Annotated in this window: 22 protein-coding genes; 18 read left to right on the top strand and 4 right to left on the bottom strand. The window is 46.4% G+C overall.

The window, feature by feature from the left end; translation table 11 throughout:
* Nucleotides 1-3: 3 nt before the first annotated feature.
* From D2V05_RS14375 to D2V05_RS14360, 4 genes are read right to left on the bottom strand one after another with little or no spacing between them, the layout of a single operon-like run.
* Entirely contained in the window at nt 4-369 is a 366-nt protein-coding gene (locus D2V05_RS14375; RefSeq protein ID WP_094997563.1) for a hypothetical protein, read from the bottom strand.
* A 12-nt stretch (nt 370-381) separates the two neighbouring features.
* A complete protein-coding gene (locus tag D2V05_RS14370; RefSeq protein ID WP_094997562.1) occupies nt 382-696 on the bottom strand; it encodes a hypothetical protein in 315 nt (104 codons plus the stop codon).
* A 3-nt stretch (nt 697-699) separates the two neighbouring features.
* A complete protein-coding gene (locus tag D2V05_RS14365; RefSeq protein WP_119648312.1) occupies nt 700-1,959 on the bottom strand; it encodes a hypothetical protein in 1,260 nt (419 codons plus the stop codon).
* Nucleotides 1,960-1,969: 10 nt separating this feature from the next.
* A complete protein-coding gene (locus tag D2V05_RS14360) occupies nt 1,970-2,764 on the bottom strand; it encodes a M23 family metallopeptidase (RefSeq protein ID WP_119648311.1) in 795 nt (264 codons plus the stop codon).
* Nucleotides 2,765-2,862: 98 nt separating this feature from the next.
* On the opposite strand from D2V05_RS14360, the gene D2V05_RS14355 reads away from it, so the two are divergent.
* The 18 genes from D2V05_RS14355 to D2V05_RS14275 all read left to right on the top strand — a co-directional run bounded on the left by D2V05_RS14355 (nt 2,863) and on the right by D2V05_RS14275 (nt 22,465).
* A complete protein-coding gene (locus tag D2V05_RS14355; protein WP_119648310.1) occupies nt 2,863-4,074 on the top strand; it encodes a hypothetical protein in 1,212 nt (403 codons plus the stop codon).
* A 119-nt stretch (nt 4,075-4,193) separates the two neighbouring features.
* The gene (locus tag D2V05_RS14350; RefSeq protein ID WP_119648309.1) at nt 4,194-5,006 is read left to right on the top strand and encodes a hypothetical protein; all 813 of its coding nucleotides are present in this window, start codon (nt 4,194-4,196) and stop codon (nt 5,004-5,006) included.
* A gap of 212 nt (nt 5,007-5,218) precedes the next feature.
* Nucleotides 5,219-6,511 carry a toprim domain-containing protein gene (locus D2V05_RS14345; protein ID WP_119648308.1) on the top strand — a complete coding sequence of 431 codons (1,293 nt, stop codon included), beginning with the start codon at nt 5,219-5,221 and terminating at the stop codon, nt 6,509-6,511.
* A gap of 45 nt (nt 6,512-6,556) precedes the next feature.
* Complete coding sequence (locus tag D2V05_RS14340) at nt 6,557-9,022, top strand: type IV secretory system conjugative DNA transfer family protein (protein WP_119648307.1); 2,466 nt, start codon at nt 6,557-6,559, stop codon at nt 9,020-9,022.
* Nucleotides 9,022-9,420 (top strand): hypothetical protein, encoded by a 399-nt coding sequence (locus tag D2V05_RS14335; protein ID WP_094997555.1) that lies wholly within the window; start codon nt 9,022-9,024, stop codon nt 9,418-9,420. The genes D2V05_RS14340 and D2V05_RS14335 overlap by 1 nt, the downstream gene beginning before the upstream one ends.
* A gap of 240 nt (nt 9,421-9,660) precedes the next feature.
* Nucleotides 9,661-10,335 carry a ParA family protein gene (locus D2V05_RS14330; protein WP_183114848.1) on the top strand — a complete coding sequence of 225 codons (675 nt, stop codon included), beginning with the start codon at nt 9,661-9,663 and terminating at the stop codon, nt 10,333-10,335.
* A 2-nt stretch (nt 10,336-10,337) separates the two neighbouring features.
* Nucleotides 10,338-10,802 (top strand): hypothetical protein, encoded by a 465-nt coding sequence (locus D2V05_RS14325; RefSeq protein WP_119648305.1) that lies wholly within the window; start codon nt 10,338-10,340, stop codon nt 10,800-10,802.
* 176 nt (nt 10,803-10,978) lie between these two features.
* Nucleotides 10,979-11,155 carry a hypothetical protein gene (locus tag D2V05_RS19720; protein WP_166248844.1) on the top strand — a complete coding sequence of 59 codons (177 nt, stop codon included), beginning with the start codon at nt 10,979-10,981 and terminating at the stop codon, nt 11,153-11,155.
* On the top strand, nt 11,088-11,444 hold the full coding sequence (locus D2V05_RS19575; RefSeq protein ID WP_147378288.1) for a hypothetical protein: 357 nt from the start codon (nt 11,088-11,090) through the stop codon (nt 11,442-11,444). The genes D2V05_RS19720 and D2V05_RS19575 overlap by 68 nt, the downstream gene beginning before the upstream one ends.
* A gap of 2 nt (nt 11,445-11,446) precedes the next feature.
* On the top strand, nt 11,447-11,770 hold the full coding sequence (locus tag D2V05_RS14315; protein WP_094997551.1) for a DUF4133 domain-containing protein: 324 nt from the start codon (nt 11,447-11,449) through the stop codon (nt 11,768-11,770).
* Nucleotides 11,755-14,358, top strand: coding sequence for a TraG family conjugative transposon ATPase (locus tag D2V05_RS14310; protein WP_119648303.1), 2,604 nt, complete (start codon nt 11,755-11,757; stop codon nt 14,356-14,358). Before D2V05_RS14315 ends, D2V05_RS14310 begins: the two co-directional genes overlap by 16 nt.
* The gene (locus D2V05_RS14305; RefSeq protein WP_119648302.1) at nt 14,355-14,987 is read left to right on the top strand and encodes a TrbJ/VirB5 family protein; all 633 of its coding nucleotides are present in this window, start codon (nt 14,355-14,357) and stop codon (nt 14,985-14,987) included. The genes D2V05_RS14310 and D2V05_RS14305 overlap by 4 nt, the downstream gene beginning before the upstream one ends.
* Nucleotides 14,988-14,995: 8 nt before the next feature.
* Nucleotides 14,996-15,901, top strand: a complete 906-nt coding sequence (locus D2V05_RS14300) for a TraJ family protein (protein ID WP_162987836.1) — start codon at nt 14,996-14,998, stop codon at nt 15,899-15,901.
* A gap of 8 nt (nt 15,902-15,909) precedes the next feature.
* Complete coding sequence (locus D2V05_RS14295; RefSeq protein WP_094997547.1) at nt 15,910-16,536, top strand: hypothetical protein; 627 nt, start codon at nt 15,910-15,912, stop codon at nt 16,534-16,536.
* A 64-nt stretch (nt 16,537-16,600) separates the two neighbouring features.
* Nucleotides 16,601-17,569 carry a conjugative transposon protein TraM gene (gene traM / locus D2V05_RS14290; protein ID WP_166248845.1) on the top strand — a complete coding sequence of 323 codons (969 nt, stop codon included), beginning with the start codon at nt 16,601-16,603 and terminating at the stop codon, nt 17,567-17,569.
* Complete coding sequence (locus D2V05_RS14285; RefSeq protein WP_119648299.1) at nt 17,566-18,549, top strand: DUF4138 domain-containing protein; 984 nt, start codon at nt 17,566-17,568, stop codon at nt 18,547-18,549. The genes traM and D2V05_RS14285 overlap by 4 nt, the downstream gene beginning before the upstream one ends.
* The gene (locus tag D2V05_RS14280; RefSeq protein WP_119648298.1) at nt 18,546-19,097 is read left to right on the top strand and encodes a conjugal transfer protein TraO; all 552 of its coding nucleotides are present in this window, start codon (nt 18,546-18,548) and stop codon (nt 19,095-19,097) included. The genes D2V05_RS14285 and D2V05_RS14280 overlap by 4 nt, the downstream gene beginning before the upstream one ends.
* Nucleotides 19,098-19,108: 11 nt before the next feature.
* Nucleotides 19,109-22,465 carry a TraQ conjugal transfer family protein gene (locus D2V05_RS14275; RefSeq protein ID WP_119648297.1) on the top strand — a complete coding sequence of 1,119 codons (3,357 nt, stop codon included), beginning with the start codon at nt 19,109-19,111 and terminating at the stop codon, nt 22,463-22,465.
* Nucleotides 22,466-22,485: the final 20 nt, after the last annotated feature.

Below are 22,485 nucleotides of genomic sequence, written 5' to 3'. Positions count from 1 at the left end.
GAATTATTGAAGCGATTTCAGGATGGCCGCCTTTCCCTCGGGGTCTTTTTCGTTCAAGGCCCGATAGATATCCGACAGGGCTTCATTGGCATGCTCCAGCGCAAGGGGCCCAATGTGGCCGTCCTCAAGAAACTGCCCCTGTAATTTGGCGTGCAGGATATAGGCATTGATGGCAAAATCAAAACGGTATTCCGCAGCATCCAAACGGGCGGTCAGGTTCGGATAAGCCTCCAACGCGTAAAAACAAAAATGAAGGTCGGGACCACATTCCCCATTGGCAAGCTGGCGCTCCCAGTCCTTGATCGTTTCCGGATGTTCAGTTCGGAACCTTTGGGTTTCCGAAGTAAGTAAGAGTTCTTCCTGTGTCATGGATTGTATTTTTTAAGGTTTGTTTGACAGTATAAAATCAATTGTGCTTTCAATGTTTCGATTTGGAGTTTCGTTCAATTCGATAAGGTGTTCGTACAAGGCGTTCTTGAACAGTATCACGCCGTCAAGTGAATCGAAGCGATGGAAAACGTGTCGACCCTTTTCGCAGCGGATGAAAAGCTCAAAGGCCTTTTTCTCGGTGCTTTGGCTCAATGGTTTTAATACTTCTGAGGTAAAATCCATCAATGTGGTAATACTTTCCATAAGGAAAGCATCCCGTAGTAAGGGACGGCCATTTGTGTCCAAAATCGTTATCTCAAAAAGCATGGTTCAAATGGAAATTTTAATTTGTCTTTTTTTCTTTGTCCCCAATGGTTCCAAGACATTGGTATGGTTCATATATTCCCTATAGCTATGGTAGTATTCGGGATGTTTGCTTTTTAGATTGGCAATGGGCCTATATTCCTTGAGTTCTGGTTTCTTGCCTTTTTTCGACAATGCAAAGTAGGTTTTGCCCGAACCGTAATGCTTTTTTAGCAGTAGGGTATCGTTGGTCTGCCGCAAGGGAATCTTGTCCACATCTATGAGATAGTCCTTCTTCTCAATAAGGTTTTTGACGACCTCGTACTTTAACCGTTTCGGGACGTTTTTGGATTCCAAAAAATCATCCAGCAATGTCCATTGCTTTAAAACATCGATACCTCCCACACTGTCCGTAGCCTTTAGGAATAATCTGTTCCCATGAATGCCTAGGGAAACGCCGTATTTGGTCTCGGCCAAAAAGGTTATTGATTTTTGTCCAAGTAATGTGCGGAATTCGCCTACCGAGAGATATAGGCGATTTTTTTCATTGGCGACTTTTAGATAGGGCACCAGTACGACAACGTTTTTTCCTAGGGTTGCGGGAACGAAAAGTCCATCCAAACCTTGTTCGACCTGAATAGGCAATGTTTTGGATAATTTCGGTAGTTTACCGACCGGGGGCACCATAGGCCGGATGCCATTTTGCAGATGCCGATTGTACGAGTACATATTTCGTAAAGTATCGTTGAAAAGGTGGAGCAGCCTGTTTTTGGTCTGTTTATCCAAATGGTTGACATCCCTTTGGAAATACCTGTGCTTCATAAACAAATGATCGGATTTGGAAGGGTAAAGGTGTTGAACCCTTTCCTTTAGTAGCGAAATGGTATTGTTGTTCCAGACGGGACAATTGTTCAAATGTGCAAAGGATATATAAGTCCTATTCTCCATGCTATTATAGCCCAATAGCAGTTTCATCAACTTATTTTCGTTTTCATGGATGGATATGCGGCCTACGGGGGTGATATTCCTGTCTTTTTGGAACAGCCGGTTTTTACTTTTTAAAAGGGCCAACTGCTCTTTCAATGCCGTATTGATAAAACCCGATTCGGCCAATTTGAGATTGCGGACATATCGCAGCTTTCTAAGGTCGTTCAATTGATCGGTCGGAACGGACTTAAATTCAAATTCTTTAAATGTACTGAAGTCGGGATCCAAAAATCGGGATACCAAATTTTTGACCCTGTGGAAGAGTTTAATGGCAAAGCGAATAGTAAGGTACGATTTCATGGCTATCGGTTCAATCAGTTTTTAAATTGGAATACACCTCATATTTTATATTAAAGGAAGGTGCTGGATTTATCCTGTTTCCGTCCTTAATGACCTCGTAATGCAGATGGGGACCAGTGGAAATTCCCGTACTCCCAACGGTTCCGATAAAATCATGGGCATCGAGTGCTTCCCCTAGGGCGACCGCCACGGATTCCATATGCCCGTATAGGGTACTGAAACCATAGGCATGTGAAATGATGACATGCAGGCCATGCCCATTGGGATCGTTTCCGATATGGGCCACCCTTCCGGCAGCGGTACAATAGATCGGGGTATCCTTCTCCGCCGCCAAATCGACCCCAAAATGTTTCCTTGTGATCCGATGGATGGGATGGTGGCGGTTTCCATAGGAACTTGAGAGTACATAGTGCTCCCGGAACAGGGGAACCGTCGAGGGCACACTGTCCAAAATTTTCGGCCGCAAGGGCAAAAACGGTTTTAACCGGTCTATTTGCTCGAAATTTTTCAAGTCGTGCAGAAGGTCGTTGAGCCGTTGATAGACAAGGTCTTCCCTAGATTCCTCGGTTATGGGTTGACTTATTTGCCTTGCAAGGTTTCCAAGGTCTTTTGTATTATGGGGATTATCGTAAAAAAATCGATTGGCGGCGATACAAAGAAAGAACACCGTGACAAAAATCCAGTAATTACTGTTCTGCGGGGTAAAATGACCGCTATCCTTGGAATTGGTCACGTCGCCCACTTTTTGGGCGCATCCCTTTATCCAACCGATCGAGGATTTTTTAATGTTCTTCCAAACGCTCATAACGAATTTATTACAAAGGTTTTTGATAAAATTTTGATTATTGCAAATTTTATTTATATTTGTAGCAATTATTGCAAATATATGTAATTTTTACAAATATGAACAACAGGTGGCGAAAATTTGATGCAACGCTGGATGTCCCGGCCCTAATGGATTATTTTAGGCTTGTGGTCCAACGTGAGACGCGTACTTTTATATGCTACCAAATCGGGAAGGAGCAGTACATCGTTATCAGGACCGAACTCGGATATCGCTATTACAAGCCGAGCGGACCCAAGACAAAACTGACCGCTTTTGACTTTATACTGGAGCGGCTTTCTCGAACCGATGCAGAGGCGAGAACGGGTCTGTGGACCAAAGTCGAGGATTTCTATACGGAACTTGAAAAAAAGCCGGAATTTTTTCTAAATAACGGCTCCAAAAATTCACTTGAAATTGTTGACATTGATTTCAACCATTTTGAAACGCTCAACGAGGAACTTTCCTTAAGGCCGAAAAGCCTAGGGGGCGACGGTTCCGACATTTTTAAAGATCGTATCTACGAAAATCCGGAAGGCCGACTGTATTTCCCCTATCGCAACTTGGCCAACACCCTCACGGGATATGCCATGGAAAAGGATGGAAAGCTTTCCCTGATAGCGGAAAGCGATATTTCCAAATCGGTTTGGTTCAGTAAGGTACCCGATACCATCAAGCATTTGGTGGTACTCCGCAACCCTATGGAAGCTATGGCCTTTCATCGAAGGTTCCAATTGGAGGACGTGGTCTACCTTACGATATCCAAAATCAATTACGAGACCTCGAAACTACTGGTGCAGATCCTGAAGCGTACCAAACTGAAAAAAATGGTGCTCAGTTTTACCGGATCATCCAAGATCGAAGGCTATATCCACGACCTGATGCTCATTTCCTTTATCAACGACTCGCGTTTTTTGTTCCGGGTGGGCAAGGACCATTTGGCCGTCCGCTTCGATCCCGAAGGGCAGAAACCGTTGGCCAAGCTGCACAATGAGGTACTAAAATACAACGGTAGCTTGGCAAAGGAATATATCAAATACAACAAGGTGCCCGACCAATCCCTTTTGAACAGGAAGAGCATCGTGCTGACCAAGGAAAAGCAGTGGGTATCGTGCCGTATTCCCTTTGAGGTCAACGCACTTCGCTATTTTCTCTGGAGCTATTACCGAAACTATATGGACAAGACCGTTGAGATCGTTAAACCCGTACACGCCAATTGGAGGCTGGAGTTCGAAGCGAACGGGGTCTATGTCGGAACCGAAAAATTAAAGGCCTTTAGGATGGCCGTATAAATAAAGGGGGCGCTCCCGCCCCCTTCAATCCTTAATTCCGGACATGAAAAATGGAAATGTCATATCCAGAATTACAAAGTTAACAATTGTTTATTAATCCTTAATTTAAAACTTGAAAAATGGAAAAACAAGCACAGCAGGTTTTCGTAAAAGTGAACCAACGGTGGCAACGGGCTACCGTAACCGGAGAAAAGGACGGAAAGGTATCCGTCGTGAACAACGAGGGACAATCGTTCAAAGTGCCCAAAAAAAAGAAGTATTATGAACCCATCGAATCCAAGGACCAGAAATTTGCTTATAAGGACCTCGAAGAACAATTGAAGGGCCATTATATCAGCTATAAAAAAATCCTCCCGAACGTACGCACAAATCTGACCGAGGGACAGGAGCATTTCCACGAGTCCACCTATATCTCCGAGGGCGAGCTCAAGGAAAGTGCCAAAATGATACAGATGGTATATGACCGGAACTTGGGTACTAGACTGGACGTCCAGTACCGTAGAAATGAAAAGGTAACTCTGGACGAGGCATGGGCCTATAACCATACTTTCAGCGCCGATGAGTTCGAGCGCATGGTGGACAAAAAGGAGTTCGTGCTGTTCCAGGGAAGCACCAACGACGGCGAAGTGTTCCAAAAATTGGCCTATTACGAGCCAAAGGTACAGGATATCCGTACCAAACCGGCACTTTCCACGAACACCTATTTTTATGGGGTAAAGTTGACGGCGAAACAGGCCGATGCACTCAACAGGGGCCAGGAGCTCGAAATGGTCATCAAGAGCAAAGTCCACGGGAACAAACCGTATTTGGTATCCTGGTCCCCGCGCCGACAGACCTTTATTACCAAAAAAGTCGATTTGGAAAAGGCCAAAAAGCTTGAGGTCAACCCCGGCGAAAAAAAAAAATCGCGCGGCCGAGGCATGAAAGTCTGACCGATTGACCTAACAATGGGCCGTCCGTCACGGACGGCCTTCTTTTCATCCATACTATCTACAAAAGCAAATAACCTCAGGGCAACCCTACGAGGCATTCACAATGAAAAGACTTACAATTATCGAGATAAGTCTTTAGCATTTAAATCTCGATTACTGACTAAAGTTTGGGACATAACCGCATGTAATGCTCCCAAAAAAACCATGCCTATATGAAAAATTATGCCGAAAATCCGGAGCACTACAAACGGTTGATCGCCCAGATCGATCGTGAGGTCGATTTTCCCGGATACCTGATCGCACAGGGCTACCAATTGCTCAAGAAAAGTTCGGGTTCACAGGAATTTGGCAAGGAGGCGGAACGCCTCGTCCTACAGACAAAAAGAAATCCCGTAACCTATTTCAATCGCAACGACTCTTCGGACAAGGGGCGATTTTTCAAATACCTCCACAAACGCTCCGCCAATTTTTACGAAGCCGTAAAACAGGGACTGGGCATCATCCAAAGGGATTATCCCGAACCTTCCCCGGCCAAGGTGCACCAAAAGAACAACAGGCATATCAGCTTGGAAGATCGTTATCATATCGGCCCCTTGACCAGACCGAACTATTTAACGGAAGGTCGCGGACTCTCCATAAACACCCTCCAATCCGAAGCCTTCAAGGGCAGGATCTTCAATGCCTTCCACGTCAGTGATAACAAGGGCCGCATCGCCAATATCGCCCTTCCCAAATATGGGTTGGACGGAAAAATCAAGAACTATACGCTTTATAATAGGCCCTATCGGGACAGAAAGGACGGAAAGGTGAAAAAGTTCCGCTTGTTCCTCAACGAGCGTTATGAATACCTTTTCGTTTCCAATCCAAATATCAACGCAGAAAAAATAGTTTGTGTGGAGAGCGGTTTCGATGCCATGGCCTACCATGAACTGCACGGTTGCCCAAAAACATTCTACATCTCCATGTCGGGCCATATCGACGAGCGGAAACTCGAACAGTTCCTCCAATGGAATCGTACGGTAGATCCATCCCATACGCTCCCTCTTCTTTTGGCCTTTGACCATGATATCGAGGGGATGCGCTACGACCTTATTCTTTTGAGCCATTGGATCAATCGAAAGTCCAACCGGGTATTCATCGAAACGGATTGGAAACGCCCCGTGATGCGTTTGAAACTGAACTATCTCACCAAATCCATTGCTATCATGGAACGGGATACCGATTACATCAATGAACGGATTTCCAGAGGTTCTCACGGAATGCCCGAAGGTCTTCAAAAAGCCGTCTGCTATCGCGACAAGGTGCTTTGGGAATTGGATTTGGAAAGGATAGTCTCCCTCCCCCAACATTCCAGAACCTATTGGCGGCTGGCAGTGGAGGCACTTTCCCAATGCTTCGCACAGGGTATCCTGAAAATGGACAAATGCCCCACCATGAAGGATTGGAACGAGGAACTGATCTCGGTAAAAAAAAAGTCCAGTTGTCGGCTAGTGAATCTACTTTAAAGACTGTCATGGACAGACCGAGGAAAACCCAAAAAAGAAAAGGACATGCAAGATAAGAACAAGGGCTATATGGGCATGTACCTATCCGCTTTCCACTTCGCCATTATCCTATTCCGGGAGCAATATGCCCTGTACTTATTCCATTACGGGCATCAGGGATTCTCGGATAACATCCATTCCTTTCTAGTACGGTCCGGGCTACCGTCCCAAGGCATGGTCGCCCGTCTGCTCTTGCTGGGGCTTCTGATGGGCGGTATTATGATGTACCGTCCGGTCAAAAAAGAGGAAGTCGGTCGCAGAAAAAGTGTTGCGGGCTTTCTCGTGTCCTTGGCCTTGCTGTTCGTTTCTTGGTGGTGCCACGGTGCTTCCGAACTAGGGATGTGGGCCTCCATGATATTTCTTTCATTGGCCTACTTGGGATTGATGACTTTCGGGATGCGATTGTTCCAGTTTTTGGACTTCATGAACTTGGCAAAAAATGACCCCTTTAACGATACGAAGGAAACCTTCGAGCAGACTGGGGAGCGTATAGATACCCCATATTCCGCCAATATCCCATATACCTATTCGCACGATGGGAAACAACGGAAAGGATGGATTAATTTTGTCAATCTTTTCAGGGCGTTGTTGGTCATCGGCACTCCGGGGAGCGGCAAATCCTTTTCCGTTATCGAGGAGATCATGGCCCAGTTCATCGACAAGAAATACGCCATGGTCATCTACGATTTTAAGTTTGATACGCTGACCCGTAAGGCGTACGGTTATCTACAGGAGGCCATAAAAAAGCATGGGAACGATTCCGAAATGCCTTTCCCGAAGCTCTACCGAATCTGTTTTGATGACCTTCGGATGACGCACCGGAACAACCCCATGGATCCCTATGGGCTGGTCAATCAGTCGGATGCCATCGATACGGCCACGACCCTTATGAAAAACCTGAATCCCGAATGGATAAAACGGCAGGACTATTTTTCACGTAGTGCCATCAGTTATACAGGGGGCTGTATCTGGTATCTCAAGAAAAAATCGGAAGAAACGGGCAGGTATCTCTGTACCCCGGGGCATTTGGCCATTCTGACCACCGTAAAGATCGATATATTGATGGAAATCATGACCAAGGACGTAGAGGTACGCCAAATATTGGTTCCTTTTCGGGACGCATTGGAAAAGGAGGCCATGGAACAACTGTCTGGCCAGACCAGTACGGTCCAGATAAGCCTTTCTAGTATTGCGACCAAGGAAATTTTCTATGTGATGTCGGGCAACGACTTCAGTCTTGAGGTGAACGATCCCCGGTATCCCAAAATCGTATCGCTACAGAACAATCCCGAACGGAAGGAAGTCTACTCCGCACCCTTGGGCCTGTACATGAACACCATTCTCAAACGGGTAAACAAACCGGGCAAGCGGCACATGGCATTGCTTATCGACGAGGTACCCACCCTGTTCATCATGTTGTTGCGGACCATAATCGATACCGGGAGGGAAAACAAGATCGCCACCATTTTGGGGCTTCAGAGCGTCGGACAGCTGATCTTGGACTACGGCCGGGAACTGGCCGATGTCATCTATGACAACTGTGCGAACATTATCTGCGGTGCGGCCAAGGGCGAGACGGCCAAACGGTTGAGCGAGCTTTTCGGAAAGATCCATCAAGAAAAGGTCTCGAAGAACACGAGCAGTTCGGACGTAAGTACCAATCTGAGTACACAGATGATGGAGCTCTTGCCCAGGAGCAAGATCGCATCCATGTCCACCGGACATTTCGCAGGGTTGGTGGCCGATACTTTCGAGCATCAGATCAAGGAAAAGAAATGTTATGGCCAGTTGCTCCCCGACATCGAAGGCAAGCGAAGGGCCATGAAGCACAAGTTGCCCGTTGTCAACGATTTCAAACCGGAGAATTTCGGGGAACTTTTCCAAGCACAGATGAAGCTCATAGAGGAGCTGGATTTACCGAAGAATGTCTCGGGCCTGTTTACCAGGGAAATTGGGTACATCGAATTTTATGGAAAGCGTCTGGAAGAAACGGCCAAAAATGCATTTACCAATGGTACCAAACGCCGAATTTTTAAGGATGTGGTCAAGGAGCTTCGCCTGTTCGATTTCAGGGAGGATATTCTGGAACTGCTGAATACGGGTGTTAGGGACGCCGATTGGCAAAGGTTATTGGCCTATATTGTGGAGGAATTTTTGGTACGTACGGAAATGGACCGTGTGGCCCAGGCCGAATTCGACAAGATCATTAATGAAGTGGACAGCTTGGTCAAAGAAGAGTATAAAGCCCTTACGGGAAAAGAGCTGAAGAGTGCCATATTTGACGAAAAGAAAATAAATGGTGAAATTGCAAGATCAATCGACAACTCCGAGGCGGCCGTGGAAAAGTTCATGGACGATTTCGGGAAGGAACTTGATGAGTCCCTGTCCCAAAGTTTGGCAGCTTGGCAGGAAGAGACGGAGTATAATTTTGAAGAGGAATTTTCCTCGTATCCCATAGAAAATTTTGAATAATGGACAATGAATCGATCATCAATCTGGACTCCAAGGATTTGGGGTATATCGGGGAACGCTTAAAGGAAATACGTCTTGAACTGGTGGAATTGGACGATGTCGAGGACAAAAGGTTCAGTCAGTTTTCGATGACCAACCTAAGCGATTACCTGAACATGGACCGTACAACTTTGGCCAATGTGGAGCGCGGTTCCTCAATGGTCAATTCAATCAAGATCATCCTCTATTTCTACAGCTTGGGCTATAACCCCATTTGGATCCTGTTGCCCGATAACGAGTTCGTGCAAAAGCGTAATCTCGGGGAAAATATGGTCTATCAAGAAGGACTTCGCGAGAAATACCTTGAGCTGGAGGAACGGGTTTCAGAGGCCATGAAGGATTTCAAATCGTCCTTGTAAATTTTGCATTCGAAGTAATTTCTTGCCGTTAAAAAGATTTAGGTTCAATATCCCCATTATTGTCCGCAACAATCTACCTATGCTTTGTTCAATTGCTGTATAGCAATGTCCATAGCATTATAATCATTGCTATATAGCAACGTATAATGCAATAGATATTCAATGCTATATATGGATATAGTTTCAAATGTTCATAGTGTCATATGGCCATATGATACTATGGTTTTAAAAAGTATATTTATGGAAACAAAAATAATTTCATGTACGGGGGAAAAGGGCGGTTGTGGCAAGACGACCCTGAATATCATCTTGGCCACCAACCTTTTCCACTTGTACGGGAAGAAAGTAGTATTGATCGACATGGATAATCCCCAGTACTCTGTGTACAAAAAGAGGAACCGAGATCTTGGACAGGTAGGTTCGACCGAAATGCCGATGTTTCCCGTGGAGCGGGCAACGGTCCAGACCTTGGAACCGTTGATTAAAAAATATTATGGTACCGTGGATTTTATCATCGTCGATTTCCCCGGAAACCTTAACGAGGAAATGGTAAGGGGGCTGCTGTACGTCGAACATATCTTTATTCCCTTTTTCCTTGACGAACTGGAAATCGACGGTACGGCGGTGTTTTACAAAACACTGCAACGGAACTATCTAATGAACGAAAATCGGGTACTTCGTTCCGTCAACCTGTTCTTCAACCGCTACGAGCTGGTCAAGGTCAATAAGTTCAATGCGGTAAGGAAAACCTTGGCGAAAGCGGGGATGCCCATGATGGAACAGGTCGTCATGGAACGGACCGTATACAGGGAGCGATACCGGAATACCCTAATTCCCATTCCCGAGACAAAAGAGAACGGGGAACTGGGGTTGAAACGATTTATGGAAGAGGTCATGAAAATTTCAAAAAACTAAAAATGGGCAAAAAAGTAAACGTTAAGGATTTGCTGGAATCGGCCATCCTAGATAATACGGATACCAAGGAAGAGGTCGAGGGACTGAGGGAACAACGGCACGGCACAGGCGGAAAAGTTGGAAATAATCCGATGGAGCAAAATAAAACAACTGATGACACCCTTAAAGATAGCAGAACGCATAGGGCCTTTGCCCGTACATTTCCGTTGACAAAGTTAAGCCGTAGAGAACAAAGGAAAGTAATGGATTTCGAGAGGTTAATGGAGCAAAACGATTATACCGACAAAAAGGAGCAGTTTATCTTTAGGTTGAGCAAGACCTGTTTCGAGGATTATGAACGGCTGGCCAGCGCATGCAGCTATAAATTGGAAAAAAAGGTATCGCGCAACGATATCATGCGAAAGGCCCTGGAGATTTACCACCAAGAAAACATTCGGGAACTTCAACGAATTATCGACAAGATTTGAATTGGCAGTGGGAACATATCGTCTATGCCGTCATCGGTATCCTGTGCCTGTTGTGGTACCTATGGGTCTTTGTCATACTTAAAAAATCAAAAAACGAAAAAAATGTTCAGGAAAATGATTCATATATGCAAAAATCACATATATTTGTAAAAAACACATCTTCAAAGGATAAAGATATGGACCAGTTACTCAGCCGTGTCGATGAGAATGAAACCAGCTCCGAGCTGTTGGATATTTTCAATGCGTCCGATAAAGATGTTCAGAATGAATCCTTAATTCCAGAACATGAAAAATTCAAGATTATCAAAAACTCCGAGTCCCCTCCGGAACCGGAGCTGGACGACTCCGATTAACGTCTTCCTAACACTATTCCTTATTGTTGCTTTCCATTCGGCCGGCTTTGCCCAGATCGATGAACTGGTCGATCAGGTCAACGAGGCGGAACAGGGTACGGCACAGATAGGGAACAGTATTTTCCGCATCATCAAGATTGCCGCAGGCGTACTTCTGGCCATCGCGGCACTGGCCTTTCTCATCATCAGGGAACAGAACCAGGATATGGCCCGAAAAGTGGGCAACGCCATTGTGGGGCTGGTCATTTTCTACGGCCTTATCGAAATCGGGGAAAACTTGGCCAACTGATCATGGAAAACAAGCTGGTCAAAATTCCAAAGGCCCTGCAAAAGGACGTTTCCTTCTTTGGGCTTCGTGCTAAATATGTGGACCAAGCCTTTAAGGGCTCGTTCCTGTCCCTGATGGTGGGACTGTTCCTCAGTACGGTCATCCCTACCTTTCTTAGCCTTTTGCTTTCCTTCTGTACCGCGGCCCTCTATATCGCACTCATGCTTTTCTATTCAAAGGCTTATGGGGAAAACGGTTTTATCAAGTCCCGAGCGGACAGAAAGGGGCCGGACACCATTAAGGGCCATGTCAATAAAAAAAAGTTGGTGCTATGGAAAAAAGATTGAATCTTCTGGATGCCTTTCCCATTTATGGTTATGAGGCACCGATCTTGGTATCAAAGGAACGAGGATGCCTGAGCATTCCGCTGCAATTGGAACTTCCCGAAATCTACACTTTGGACAGCAAGGATTATCTGAACCTGAACCGGATGGTCTCGGGTATCTTGGAAATCCTGGGCGAGAACTGTCTTTTGCACAAACAGGACCTGTTCTTCGGAGAAACCTATGCCATGGACCGACAGCGGTTGGAACGGGATTTTTTCGAGACCGAGGACGAACGCTATTTCAAGGACAGGCCTTTTTTGGAGCACCGGTGCTATCTGGCCATCCACAAAGTACCCAAAAACTATATCGGCCGAACGCCTATCGGGGCCAATTCCTTCTTAAAGAAAGAGCGCCGGTTCTACGGCCAAAAATATGTTCCCGAAGAATACCTCGACGGGGACACAATGGCGGATTTCGAGGCCAGGGTAGGTGCCGTCAACGACCTTATCAACGATTCGGGCCTGATGAGCTCAAAAATCCTTGATTCCGAGGGGCTTTTCGGACGATCGGGCTATTACGACTGTTATCTGGAAGCGGGCTACGGGGAAGGTACGGGCAGGGATATCGATTTTTCCGACTACGGGCTGCGGATCGGCGAAAAACAGGGACAGTACTTCACTTTGGAAAACCTGGACCAGTTCTCCAAGGAGGATATGGCCTTTCACGAATATTTTGGAAAATACAGTACAGGGAACAACCTCTTTCCTATAGGAAACCTGTTTTCCTTGGGGTTCAGGATTCCGCAGGAACATATTGTCAACCAATATATCTATATACCCGAAAAGGAGAAGGCCATGGCCAAACTTCGGTCGAAGGCGAAACGACTTGACAAATATGCCCGGAACCGCAAGGGGGACAAGAACAGCACCTACCGGGACCAAATCTATGAGTTCCAGCAGCATATCCTTAACGAGCATAAGGAACTGGTCTATTATCACTTGAACGTATTGGGCATTTCCAATTCCAAAAAGTCCTTTAGGTCGATGTGCAATTCCGTCCGGTCGGCCTTTCGGAAGCTGGGTATTCATGCCAAGGAAAATACCGTGGATCGGAAAAACCTCTTTTTTGGGGGTATCCTTGGCAACGGCATCGGACTCAGCATGGAACTCTTCAGCCCCTTTTCCTCGGAGATGGCGGCCAGCCTTTGGTATTTTGAAGGGGGATATCGAAACAGGATGCACGGCCCCCACGGCCTGCGCATGGTCGATAGGGCCACGGGAAAACCTTTATTGGTAAGTCTCTACCGCGATCCCGAGGCAAAGGACTGGATCTTTAACCGGGGCATGCTCATCGCCTCCGGTTCCGGTGGCGGAAAGACCTTTTTTGCCAATGCCTACCTGTTCTCCGAATATCGCGAGGGAGCGGAAATCCTCATTCTTGAGAACGGGAATTCCTATGACAAGTTGCTGGACCATCTGGACGGGGTCGTCATAGAGAACGACGACAAAAATCCCTTTACGTTCAACCCCTTTATGCTGGATCCGGGGGATATGGTAGAAAAAGACGGCCAAAAGATGCTTACCGAGCACAAGCTGACGCAGCTTATCGCATTGGTCTATCTTCTATTGGGGCGAAAGGATACTACAACGGACGACGGTCATGACAGTGCCGTAATCCAGACCATTATCGAATTGTTGGTACAGGGATATTATAGGGACCAGTTCCTTAAGGATAATCCCGATAACTCCTTCAATACTTTTTATGGGTATTCGGAAAGGCATTTGGAGCGGCTTATGGATTCCAAGGGCATACGAAAGGAAGTCTTCGACCCCAATCTGTTTTTACTGCTCTTGGGCAAATATGCCCACGATGGCCCCAGGGCATACCTGTTGAACAGTAGGGACAAAAGGATAGCCCAATTGGGTCGTGAAAGGTTGGTATACTTCAAACTCGAAAACCTGATCGAAAACGAACAGCTCTTTCCGATCCTGGCGTTCCTGATGATCGATGTGTTCGACAAAAAACTGAAGGATCCCAAAAAACTTTCCCTAAACAAAATATTGGTCGTTGACGAGGCGTGGAACCTGTTCGACAATCCGATAATGGCCCACTACTTTGACGCCAAGTCCAGAATGGCCCGGAAATATGGGGGGCAGCCCATTTTTATCTCGCAAAAGGTAAGCGATTTCGTCAAATCCAAATACATCGGCAATACCATTGTGGTCAACAGCCATATTAAGGTGTTGCTGGACCTCGGCGAATTCGGAAATTCCTTTGGGGAGATCCAACGGTTATTGGGCCTGAACGAGAAACAGAAGCAACTGATCCTATCCATCAACAAAGATTTGCCCATGGGCCGAAAGCTAAGGGAAATGGCCATTTGTTGGAAGGACCGGGTCAAGGTGTTCGGATTGGAGACCTCGTTGCCCACCAAATGCCTGTTCGAGACCAATCCCAATGAAAAAGCAAAGATCAACCGTCTCCATGAAAAACATGGCCGTGATTGGGTAAGAACGGCCAACGCCTACAAACAGCTGCAGAACGAACTGGCGGAATCCGGTTCTGGGAATTTGAACGGCAGCGACATTAACCCTAAAAATAGAAAATGATGATATACTTGAAACCAAGAATTGTTTACCTAAGAATTTTAATCGGGCTACTCCCTTATTTTGGGGCCGCCCAGATTCCCGTAACCGATGTGGCGGCGAACGCGCAACTGGTCATCCTCAATCAAAATGTGGCCACGCTGAATTCGCAACTGGTCACCTTGAACTCGACCATGGGCAAGCTTTTGGCACAGATGGAACGGAACGTTACCGCAAATTCCAGTGCCTCCAAAATCCTTAGCCAGGACCTGACCGCAAAAAGGACCCCCGCCAGCTATGTCATGGGAAGTCCAGAAATGAACGAGCTATATGACTTGAAGGACAAGATCGTGGAAGCCTATAAGGGTACTCAGAAAAACCTGCGCTCGTTCGCCAATCTGGAAAAGGTGGAAAAGGAAAGGGCGACCGAAGCGTTGGCCGATGCCCTCGTGCAGGTTACCTCCTTGGTCTCACAAGGGTCGCATATCGCCTCCACGGGCGAGATCATCGAATCGGCCGACCGGCTTTCGGCACTACGGTCGATCTTGGACAAAATGGACAGCGTGCTGGAAACCATCATAAAAGTCAACACCTCCCTTTTACAGAAAAACGAACACCGCAAAGCGGTCTATTCATTGATTAAGACCAATTGATGTACGTAATGCAATCGGATACAGGTTTTAGGGTAACGGTCAACACGATATTCGACCAATATATCGATGATGCCTTCGCGAATTTAGGCCCTACCTTGGGCATTGGCTTCCAAATGGCAAAGATCGGGTTGGGCATTTTCGCCATCATGCATTTTGTGGGCAATGATCGCGCCGATGTGTTCAAGGCCCTAAAGTGGTTTCCCTTGATGTTCATCCTTTTCAACTACTCCGAGTTTGCACACGCCATCTTTGAATTTTATAACAACCTCGGCTCCTCATTTGTCAGTACCCAAAAGAACTGGGATACCATCGGGCAAAAGGTGGCCTTGGCCCAAATCGATGTGGCAGCCAACAATGTGGTAGAATGGAACATGTTCAGCATGGATATCGATGGACTGCAATCCTTTGCCCTTACGGGTCTGGCAGGTTCCATAACGGCCTTCGCACATATTATCTCTACGCTGATTTTCGTGGGCATCAAGGCATTGGCCACCATTTACCTGTTCATCCTTATCATTTTCGGGCCGATCAATATCGGGCTTTCGTTCATTCCCGCCATTTCGGGCCTTTGGAAAGCATGGTTGCAAAAGTTCATGAGCCTCTGTCTTTGGCTTCCCATGTTATATGTAGTGGATATGTTTATGGTCAATCTTGTCGATGCGCTCGTGGACCATTTGTTGCGTAACAGTGCCTACGACCTCGGATTGATTTTGAGTTCCTCCCTTCTGGTCTTGATGACCTCCTTCTTCTATATCAAGGCCCCTACACTGGCCAACTTTGTAGTGCAGGGACTTAACATATCGGGTGGGGGCATCGTCTCCAAGCCCAAGCACTATGGCAAAAAAGCAATACAAACGGTCATCGATGCAAAGAGCGGCGGGGCCACAAAAGCGGTTAGGACACTTACGCAATAATTAGGATTATGAAAGGAAAATACGAGATATTCAATGATATCGCCCAAAGTAGAAGGCACAACAACAGGCTCGTCTATAGCTGCCTGATCTTGATGATAGCGGTCTTCGCGATTGCCATCTATTTCGTGGTATCGGCCCATGAGCGTGCCAACAATAACGCCTATGTGCTGCACGGGGGGCAACGCCTCCCCATGGTACCGATCAGGGATGCCAAGGAAAACCTCGAAATTCTTTGCGAAGGTCACGTCCAAAACTTTCATGAACTGTTTTTCTCGTTGGAACCCGATCTGAACCTGATCAAAAGAAACATAGAGGAAAAAGCCTTGTTCATGGTCGATTGGTCAGGCAACCGTTTATATGCCCGTTTGGTCGAAAAAAAATACTTCCATGATGTGGTAATGCGTGACTATCACTACTTTGTGGAACTTGATTCGATTCAAATCGACTATGCAACCTATCCGTTTCCGTTTACTTTTTACGGCAAACAGGCCATAGAAAAAGGCAAATCCACAACGTATAGGAACTTGGTCACCAAGGGGCACCTGAAAAAAGCGGGCATTACCCCAAACAACCTGAACGGAATCAAGATTATCGACTTTGAGGTCGTGGACAATTCCGATCTCGAGCGTAGGTAACATGAAATTCAGTGGCAACATAAAACGTTTGAAGCGATGGGTCGTAAGGCACAGAAATTTTGCTATGGCCCTACCTTTTATTCTGGTACTGACCAGTTTTTTTGTCATTGAGAACGTCAAGGATTTTCAAATGGGGTTCGGCGACACTACCGATCCTACGAATGGCTTCAATCCAGAACTTCCCGGCAAGGTTCCGACCTTGGAATCCGAAGCTATCGCCGAGCCTTGGAAATTAAAGGACTCAACTGAAAAGAAAAAGGTAGGGAAATCTTCGTCCTTACCGGACATGACCCAAATGAATGATTCGCAAAACGATTCTCTCCAGAAGATCTTGAAGCGATTGGAAGGGCTCTCCCTGGATGCTAAACCACAGGAAACGGTGCAGGCCGAAATCCCCGATGGAAAGAAAACCGTGGAGAGGGAAAAGAAGAGCGCAAAGACCGCTGAAGAGCAGAAGCAAAAATTCGTCGAGAACCGCTTGGCCTACCGTGAGATGCTGCTGGAGGGAAAAAAGAAAATAGTCGGGGAATCCTTGAGAGGGAACCGCAGGCCCCAACAGGAACGGATGCCCGTTACCAAAAAGCCAATCTTCTTTAGGGCAACCGTATATGGCGACCAATTCATCTTGCCCAATGAGAACGTAAGGCTCCTACTCATGGAAGATATGGTCCTTAGCGAAAAACGATTTCCCAAAAATACCTTCATCTACGCTATGGCTTCCATACGGGGAAACAGGGTGTATTTGGATATAGACAATATCGAGCACCATCCGGTCGATATCTCCGTCAGGGACTTCAACGATGGCAGGGAAGGAATCTACAACAAAAGGGCCGGGGAACTCTGGAGGGAGTACAAGGCCGAAATGGGAGGCGATGCACTGCGAGGGGCCACCGACGAAATTACCAGCGGCGCACCGGATGTTTTAAAAGGCATCGCCCAAGGGTTGGGGACTTTCCTTCGAAAAAAAAGGTTACGGGAAAAGGAAAAAATCCTATTGATGGATGATTATGAACTCTTATTGGCAACACAATGAAAATAAAAGCTGTACTTACAATAATTGGGCTATTGGGGTCTCTATCGGTTATGGCGAAAATGGACACCATTCCGGTTTCAAGGAACTATAAAACCATTCTGGTACTGCCCGCCCCTTATGATTTTTCCATCAATGGGAAGGAGCTGAATTTTTTGGAGTCCTTCCCGACGAAAAGTGCTTCCGCAACCTCAGAGCGTATCGTTTTGCTTATCTATAACGATGTGGCACCCGACACCTCCGATTTTACGAACTATACCATTTATACCCGTGACGGTCGTGCCTATGATTTTATCCTGGAACTGGTGGACATCCCCGCCAAGAAGAGATGGACCATAACCACCGACATGGTCGATAACCTCGAAGAGCTATCCCATAAGAAAAGTGTTACTGAATTGAATGAATCCGACTTTGCGTCATCTCCTGATATAAAAGACACCATGGCACCCAGCGGAACAGTTGGGGAAAAATTGGAGATTAAGCCCGAAAAGGAAATTGATAGGGAACCCTTGCCGCTTACCCAGGAATTGTATGTCTTGGATAGAATGGAATATATACGGCGGAGATGTTATTACAACCAGTTCAACAAGGGCAAGATCATCCGATATTTTTCAAAATACGATGATGTATTTCTCTGGCTGGAGAACGTGTATTATGAAAATAACGAAATATACCTGCAGTTTCGCTTGGAGAACAAGGAACATATCGACTATGATGTCAATTTTATAAAGTTCAGCATCGCCACCAACTACAAGAATAGTTCGAGCAATGTCAAGACGGAACACAAACCCTTGTTCAGGTACAAAGTTCCCAAAAAAGTCGAGGGGAATTCCGAGAACTATTTCATGGTGGTCTTCGATAAGTTTACCCTTGACCGGAGAAAGTCCCTCATGGTGGATCTGGATGAGGAAAAGGGCAATCGAAACCTGTCCTTGGATATAGACCAACTTGTCATCAATAACCCATCAGGATTTAAATTATGAAAACAACAGGATTTTTCATCGCGATACTATTTTGTCTTGCGGCTTCATCCATCTCAGGCCAAATGCGGGGCAACCTTGCTTCTTCGGTCGGCGTGAGCGGTGGCTATGTCGAGGATGGTTATGGTATTATGGGAACGTTTAATTTTCATCCCAATCGGTTCCAATATTTTCAGATAAGTGTTTTGGCCGCAATTGCCGAGGACAAGGGTGCCCAAAATATTCCCTATAATATTTTCACTATTCAGCCGGGGCTTTACTATCGTGTATTCATGGCGCCGCGAAGAAAAAATTTTAGCCTTTTCCTCGGTGGCGGTGGGCTGTTCGGATACGAGGTTATCAACAACGGGAGCAATGAACTGCCCACCGGTGCGCTTATCAATGGCAAAAGCCAATTTATTTACGGCCTTTATCTCGGTGCGGAAATGGAAATAGGCCTAAGTAACGATTTTTCGCTATTGGTCAAGGCCAACGAATACTACCATGTCAATTCGGACGTGGGAAATTTTTATCCGTATGTCGGCGTCGGCCTACGGTATTTTTTGTTTTAAAAAGCGACGTTATGAAATTCAATACCCCACAACGCATAGTCGCCATAGGTACGCTATGCATGATATTTATAATTGCCTGTAGCAAGGACTTTGAAGGAATAGTGCAGGATTCCTTTGATTTTACCTTTCATGGCACGAACGAGGAAAACGGCTTTGTATTTGAAGCTGTAAGAACGGATTTCAGCTTGGAACCCGATCGGATGGTCTCTACCGTTTCCTATTTCATGAAATATAATATCCTTGACGGGAAAGGCTATTATTTAGGTACGGAAAACGATACCATCCGCGAAAACGATACCATCCCCGTCAAGGATTTTGACCTTTCTTACCGCTATATGCCCATCGATACGGGTATGCACAAAGTCAAGGTATTGGCCTGGGATTCAAACCGATTGCAAAAGGAGTTGGAGTTGGCCTACAATGTCAAGTACGCCAGTTTCAGCTTTCTCTTGGGCAAGGGTACCGGGGATTTCATTATCAATAGCCGGAACCCCGTCAATGTAACCTTGTTACGGGACAAGAACACGGTAGCTCCGGATGGGGATTCGACCGAGGAATTTGAGATTACCTACCAACTGGAAGATGGTTCGGGCAAGCTTCATTTGGACGATGTTACCTACAATGCTGGAACCCCCTTCAAGTTGCCCAAGGGCGTTACCGAATTTGGCTACTTACCAGAAACCTTGGGCGAGCACAAATTGACCATGGTTGCCAAGGCTCCCGATGGGGCATCCCTGACGAATGAGCTGCTGCTGACGGTCGGAAATGTCGATTTCACGTTCAGGGCAACCGCGGCATCCTCACAGGTGGAGCTGGATACCAACCTGGCAATCAATGTCGATTTGCAGACACAGGACGAGGAAAGCGAAGTTACCTATGATATTAGCCATTCCTTTTCTTCCGATAGCCAAGGCGCGGGAGTTGTACGGGACCAGAATGGCGGGGTCATGGACCCCGGGACTTTTCGCGGCATTGATCCCGGCAATTATAACTATACTTTTGAGGACGATGAATTGGGGCAGCGCAAAATCTATTTTGATATACGAGACAGCAATGGCCAGAGGAAAAGGGACAGTGTCGAGATCGAGATTGCCAACATTCCCTTCACGTTTAGCGGAAATTCGGAAAGCAACCAGGTATTCGTAAACCAACGGACACAGCTTAATTTCAACATTAAATCGAACGGTAACACATCCAATATCGATTATTTCCTGACCTATGACCTAGAAGAAGGAAACGGAAGGGTTACTGGGGTCAATGGAAATACGATCCGGAACAATACCGACTATCCGGTCGACTTGGGTAATTTCCCATTGTTTTATACGCCCGAAACCTTGGGTCCGCATCGCATCAATTTTCTCGTTACGGACAATTACGGGCAAGCGGTCGGACCTGTGGAGATCGATCTGGATGCCAATCCCCTTGAACTGGAATTCAATGCCTCGGCCAATAGCAACGAGGTATTGGTAGGCCAGCGCGGTACAATTTCACTCAGCCTTATCGAACAAGGGGATTACGATGGGGTTTCCTATGAACTGAATTACTTTATTTCAGGTGGTGACGCACAATTGTACAATGGAAATTCGCCAATAATCCCTAGCCAATATTTTTCGGTAAGTCCGGGAAGCTTTGCGTATGATTTCGTTGGGGACCAGGCAGGAACCTACGAAATAACCTTTTTGCTTCGTGACAGCAACGGTCAGATCCTTGAAGATAAGGTTACCGTTGTCGTTGGCAACAACGACTTTACGGTCAATATGACCCCGTCCAAGGCTACTGAGTTTTCCAACATTCCGGTGGGTATGATCGTGGATATCGACGAAGTTCCCGACGGAGCGAACGACAGTTACACGGCTTTCTTTTCCTCTAGTCAAAACGGGTCGATGTCCATTAATGGTATAACCTATGGTCCGGGGGAACAATTTCCTTTGGGTGCCGGGGTCAACAATATTTCCTATACCGGATCGGAACCCGGACAGCATACTATCGTTCTCAGTGTCGAATCGGGATCGGACGTTACCCGAACGGCCAACACTACCATCACTTTTGACCAGGTCGACTTTACCTTTACCGGGGGCACCCAAAAATCGGACATAACCGTAGGGGAAACCACTGGCCTCAATTTTAATATTTCGGAAAGTGTCGGGTCTTCGGATTACACGATGCGATTCAGTATGAACGGCAATGCGCTCATCAGGGACAACAATGGTATAGAGGTAAGCCCCGGGAACAGTTATGATGTCAATACGGGCAACTTTAACTGGACGCTCGAAGGTACCAATGAAAGTACCGTTCGAATGGCCTTCACGGTCCGAAACGATACCGGATTGGAGAAAACCGTGGATATAACGGTAAACGTTGCGGCCAAGGATTACACCTTTACCGCATCGGGCACATTGCAGCAGGCCTATATCGGGGAACAGGTGGATGTTAACTTCAATATTTCCGAAATCGGAATCGGTGGGGACACCTACGTGATGTATTTTTCGGCAAATGGTAACAATGGTTCTTTTGAATATGCGGGCACCAATTACTCTGCTGGGGAAAGTTTTGATGTACCCGTGGGGGCATTTTCAGGAAAATATACCGGAACGACCGAGGGCAACCATAACATCACTTTTACGGTGCGCTCCTCATCGGATGTGGAGAAAACGGCCAATGTCAATATCAACTATGAAAGGTACGAGGAACCATTCGAGTTGACCGTTAGTCAGGCCCCTGGGGAACGTTTGGAAGAAGAACCCTTTAACATCACGGTCATTACCAATGCCATTGGCACCCATGATCCGGCCGTGACCTATCAAATGACATATTCTTTCAATGGAAACCGTGTCGGTTATTTCTTTTATGGCGGAAATAGATATGATGAGGGGGAGACAATTCCGTTGAACTACGGGAGTACCAACCTTACTTTCTATCCAGAGACCCCAAATACGTTTACCATTGATTTTGAGGTGGAGAACTCAACAGGACACTCCAAAAGCGGAAGCACATTTGTTGACACTTTAGGAAGGCCCGTGGCTTTTGTAAAAGGGGAAAAGCACAATGTCAGTTGTGGTGGATTGAACGGCTGCGATTATCAGGTCAGGATCTATACCTGTTTTGATATCGGGTGCTCGGAAGCCTATGGCGGTGCTACGCTGGACCAGGTGGAAATCAGGATATTCAACAGGAGTACCAACCGGTGGGATACCCGATTGTTCAATTACAACGAAGCCACGGGCAGTGGAGTGGATCGATATTTCATGTTGGAAGAGGAACCCCGAGAAAGCCGTTTGAAATATCTTGATCAGGACTTTGAGGTCCGGGTCAGGGATACCAATGGCCAGTGGAGTGAATGGACATCGGGGAAAATTGTTAGAGTATGATCAAAAGGGGGTAATGCAAA

This window comes from Flagellimonas pelagia, assembly GCF_003584135.1.
In the GTDB taxonomy this organism is placed as follows: domain Bacteria; phylum Bacteroidota; class Bacteroidia; order Flavobacteriales; family Flavobacteriaceae; genus Flagellimonas; species Flagellimonas pelagia.
This window is presented reverse-complemented; position numbering and strand designations above follow the sequence as displayed.

What these genes read in the sequence shown, in the direction of transcription:
- D2V05_RS14310 (WP_119648303.1), top strand. Translation starts at nt 11,755, where the DNA reads ATGGAAAAAAGATTGAATCTTCTGGATGCCTTTCCCATTTATGGTTAT.
- D2V05_RS14350 (WP_119648309.1), top strand. Translation starts at nt 4,194, where the DNA reads ATGGAAAAACAAGCACAGCAGGTTTTCGTAAAAGTGAACCAACGGTGG.
- D2V05_RS14315 (WP_094997551.1), top strand. Translation starts at nt 11,447, where the DNA reads ATGGAAAACAAGCTGGTCAAAATTCCAAAGGCCCTGCAAAAGGACGTT.
- D2V05_RS14370 (WP_094997562.1), bottom strand. Translation starts at nt 696, where the DNA reads ATGCTTTTTGAGATAACGATTTTGGACACAAATGGCCGTCCCTTACTA.
- D2V05_RS19575 (WP_147378288.1), top strand. Translation starts at nt 11,088, where the DNA reads ATGAAAAATTCAAGATTATCAAAAACTCCGAGTCCCCTCCGGAACCGG.
- D2V05_RS14305 (WP_119648302.1), top strand. Translation starts at nt 14,355, where the DNA reads ATGATGATATACTTGAAACCAAGAATTGTTTACCTAAGAATTTTAATC.
- D2V05_RS14360 (WP_119648311.1), bottom strand. Translation starts at nt 2,764, where the DNA reads ATGAGCGTTTGGAAGAACATTAAAAAATCCTCGATCGGTTGGATAAAG.
- D2V05_RS14300 (WP_162987836.1), top strand. Translation starts at nt 14,996, where the DNA reads ATGCAATCGGATACAGGTTTTAGGGTAACGGTCAACACGATATTCGAC.
- D2V05_RS14345 (WP_119648308.1), top strand. Translation starts at nt 5,219, where the DNA reads ATGAAAAATTATGCCGAAAATCCGGAGCACTACAAACGGTTGATCGCC.
- D2V05_RS14375 (WP_094997563.1), bottom strand. Translation starts at nt 369, where the DNA reads ATGACACAGGAAGAACTCTTACTTACTTCGGAAACCCAAAGGTTCCGA.
- D2V05_RS14285 (WP_119648299.1), top strand. Translation starts at nt 17,566, where the DNA reads ATGAAAATAAAAGCTGTACTTACAATAATTGGGCTATTGGGGTCTCTA.
- D2V05_RS14325 (WP_119648305.1), top strand. Translation starts at nt 10,338, where the DNA reads ATGGGCAAAAAAGTAAACGTTAAGGATTTGCTGGAATCGGCCATCCTA.
- D2V05_RS14280 (WP_119648298.1), top strand. Translation starts at nt 18,546, where the DNA reads ATGAAAACAACAGGATTTTTCATCGCGATACTATTTTGTCTTGCGGCT.
- D2V05_RS14340 (WP_119648307.1), top strand. Translation starts at nt 6,557, where the DNA reads ATGCAAGATAAGAACAAGGGCTATATGGGCATGTACCTATCCGCTTTC.
- D2V05_RS14355 (WP_119648310.1), top strand. Translation starts at nt 2,863, where the DNA reads ATGAACAACAGGTGGCGAAAATTTGATGCAACGCTGGATGTCCCGGCC.
- D2V05_RS14365 (WP_119648312.1), bottom strand. Translation starts at nt 1,959, where the DNA reads ATGAAATCGTACCTTACTATTCGCTTTGCCATTAAACTCTTCCACAGG.
- D2V05_RS14275 (WP_119648297.1), top strand. Translation starts at nt 19,109, where the DNA reads ATGAAATTCAATACCCCACAACGCATAGTCGCCATAGGTACGCTATGC.
- D2V05_RS14295 (WP_094997547.1), top strand. Translation starts at nt 15,910, where the DNA reads ATGAAAGGAAAATACGAGATATTCAATGATATCGCCCAAAGTAGAAGG.
- D2V05_RS14330 (WP_183114848.1), top strand. Translation starts at nt 9,661, where the DNA reads ATGGAAACAAAAATAATTTCATGTACGGGGGAAAAGGGCGGTTGTGGC.
- traM (WP_166248845.1), top strand. Translation starts at nt 16,601, where the DNA reads ATGGCCCTACCTTTTATTCTGGTACTGACCAGTTTTTTTGTCATTGAG.
- D2V05_RS19720 (WP_166248844.1), top strand. Translation starts at nt 10,979, where the DNA reads ATGGACCAGTTACTCAGCCGTGTCGATGAGAATGAAACCAGCTCCGAG.
- D2V05_RS14335 (WP_094997555.1), top strand. Translation starts at nt 9,022, where the DNA reads ATGGACAATGAATCGATCATCAATCTGGACTCCAAGGATTTGGGGTAT.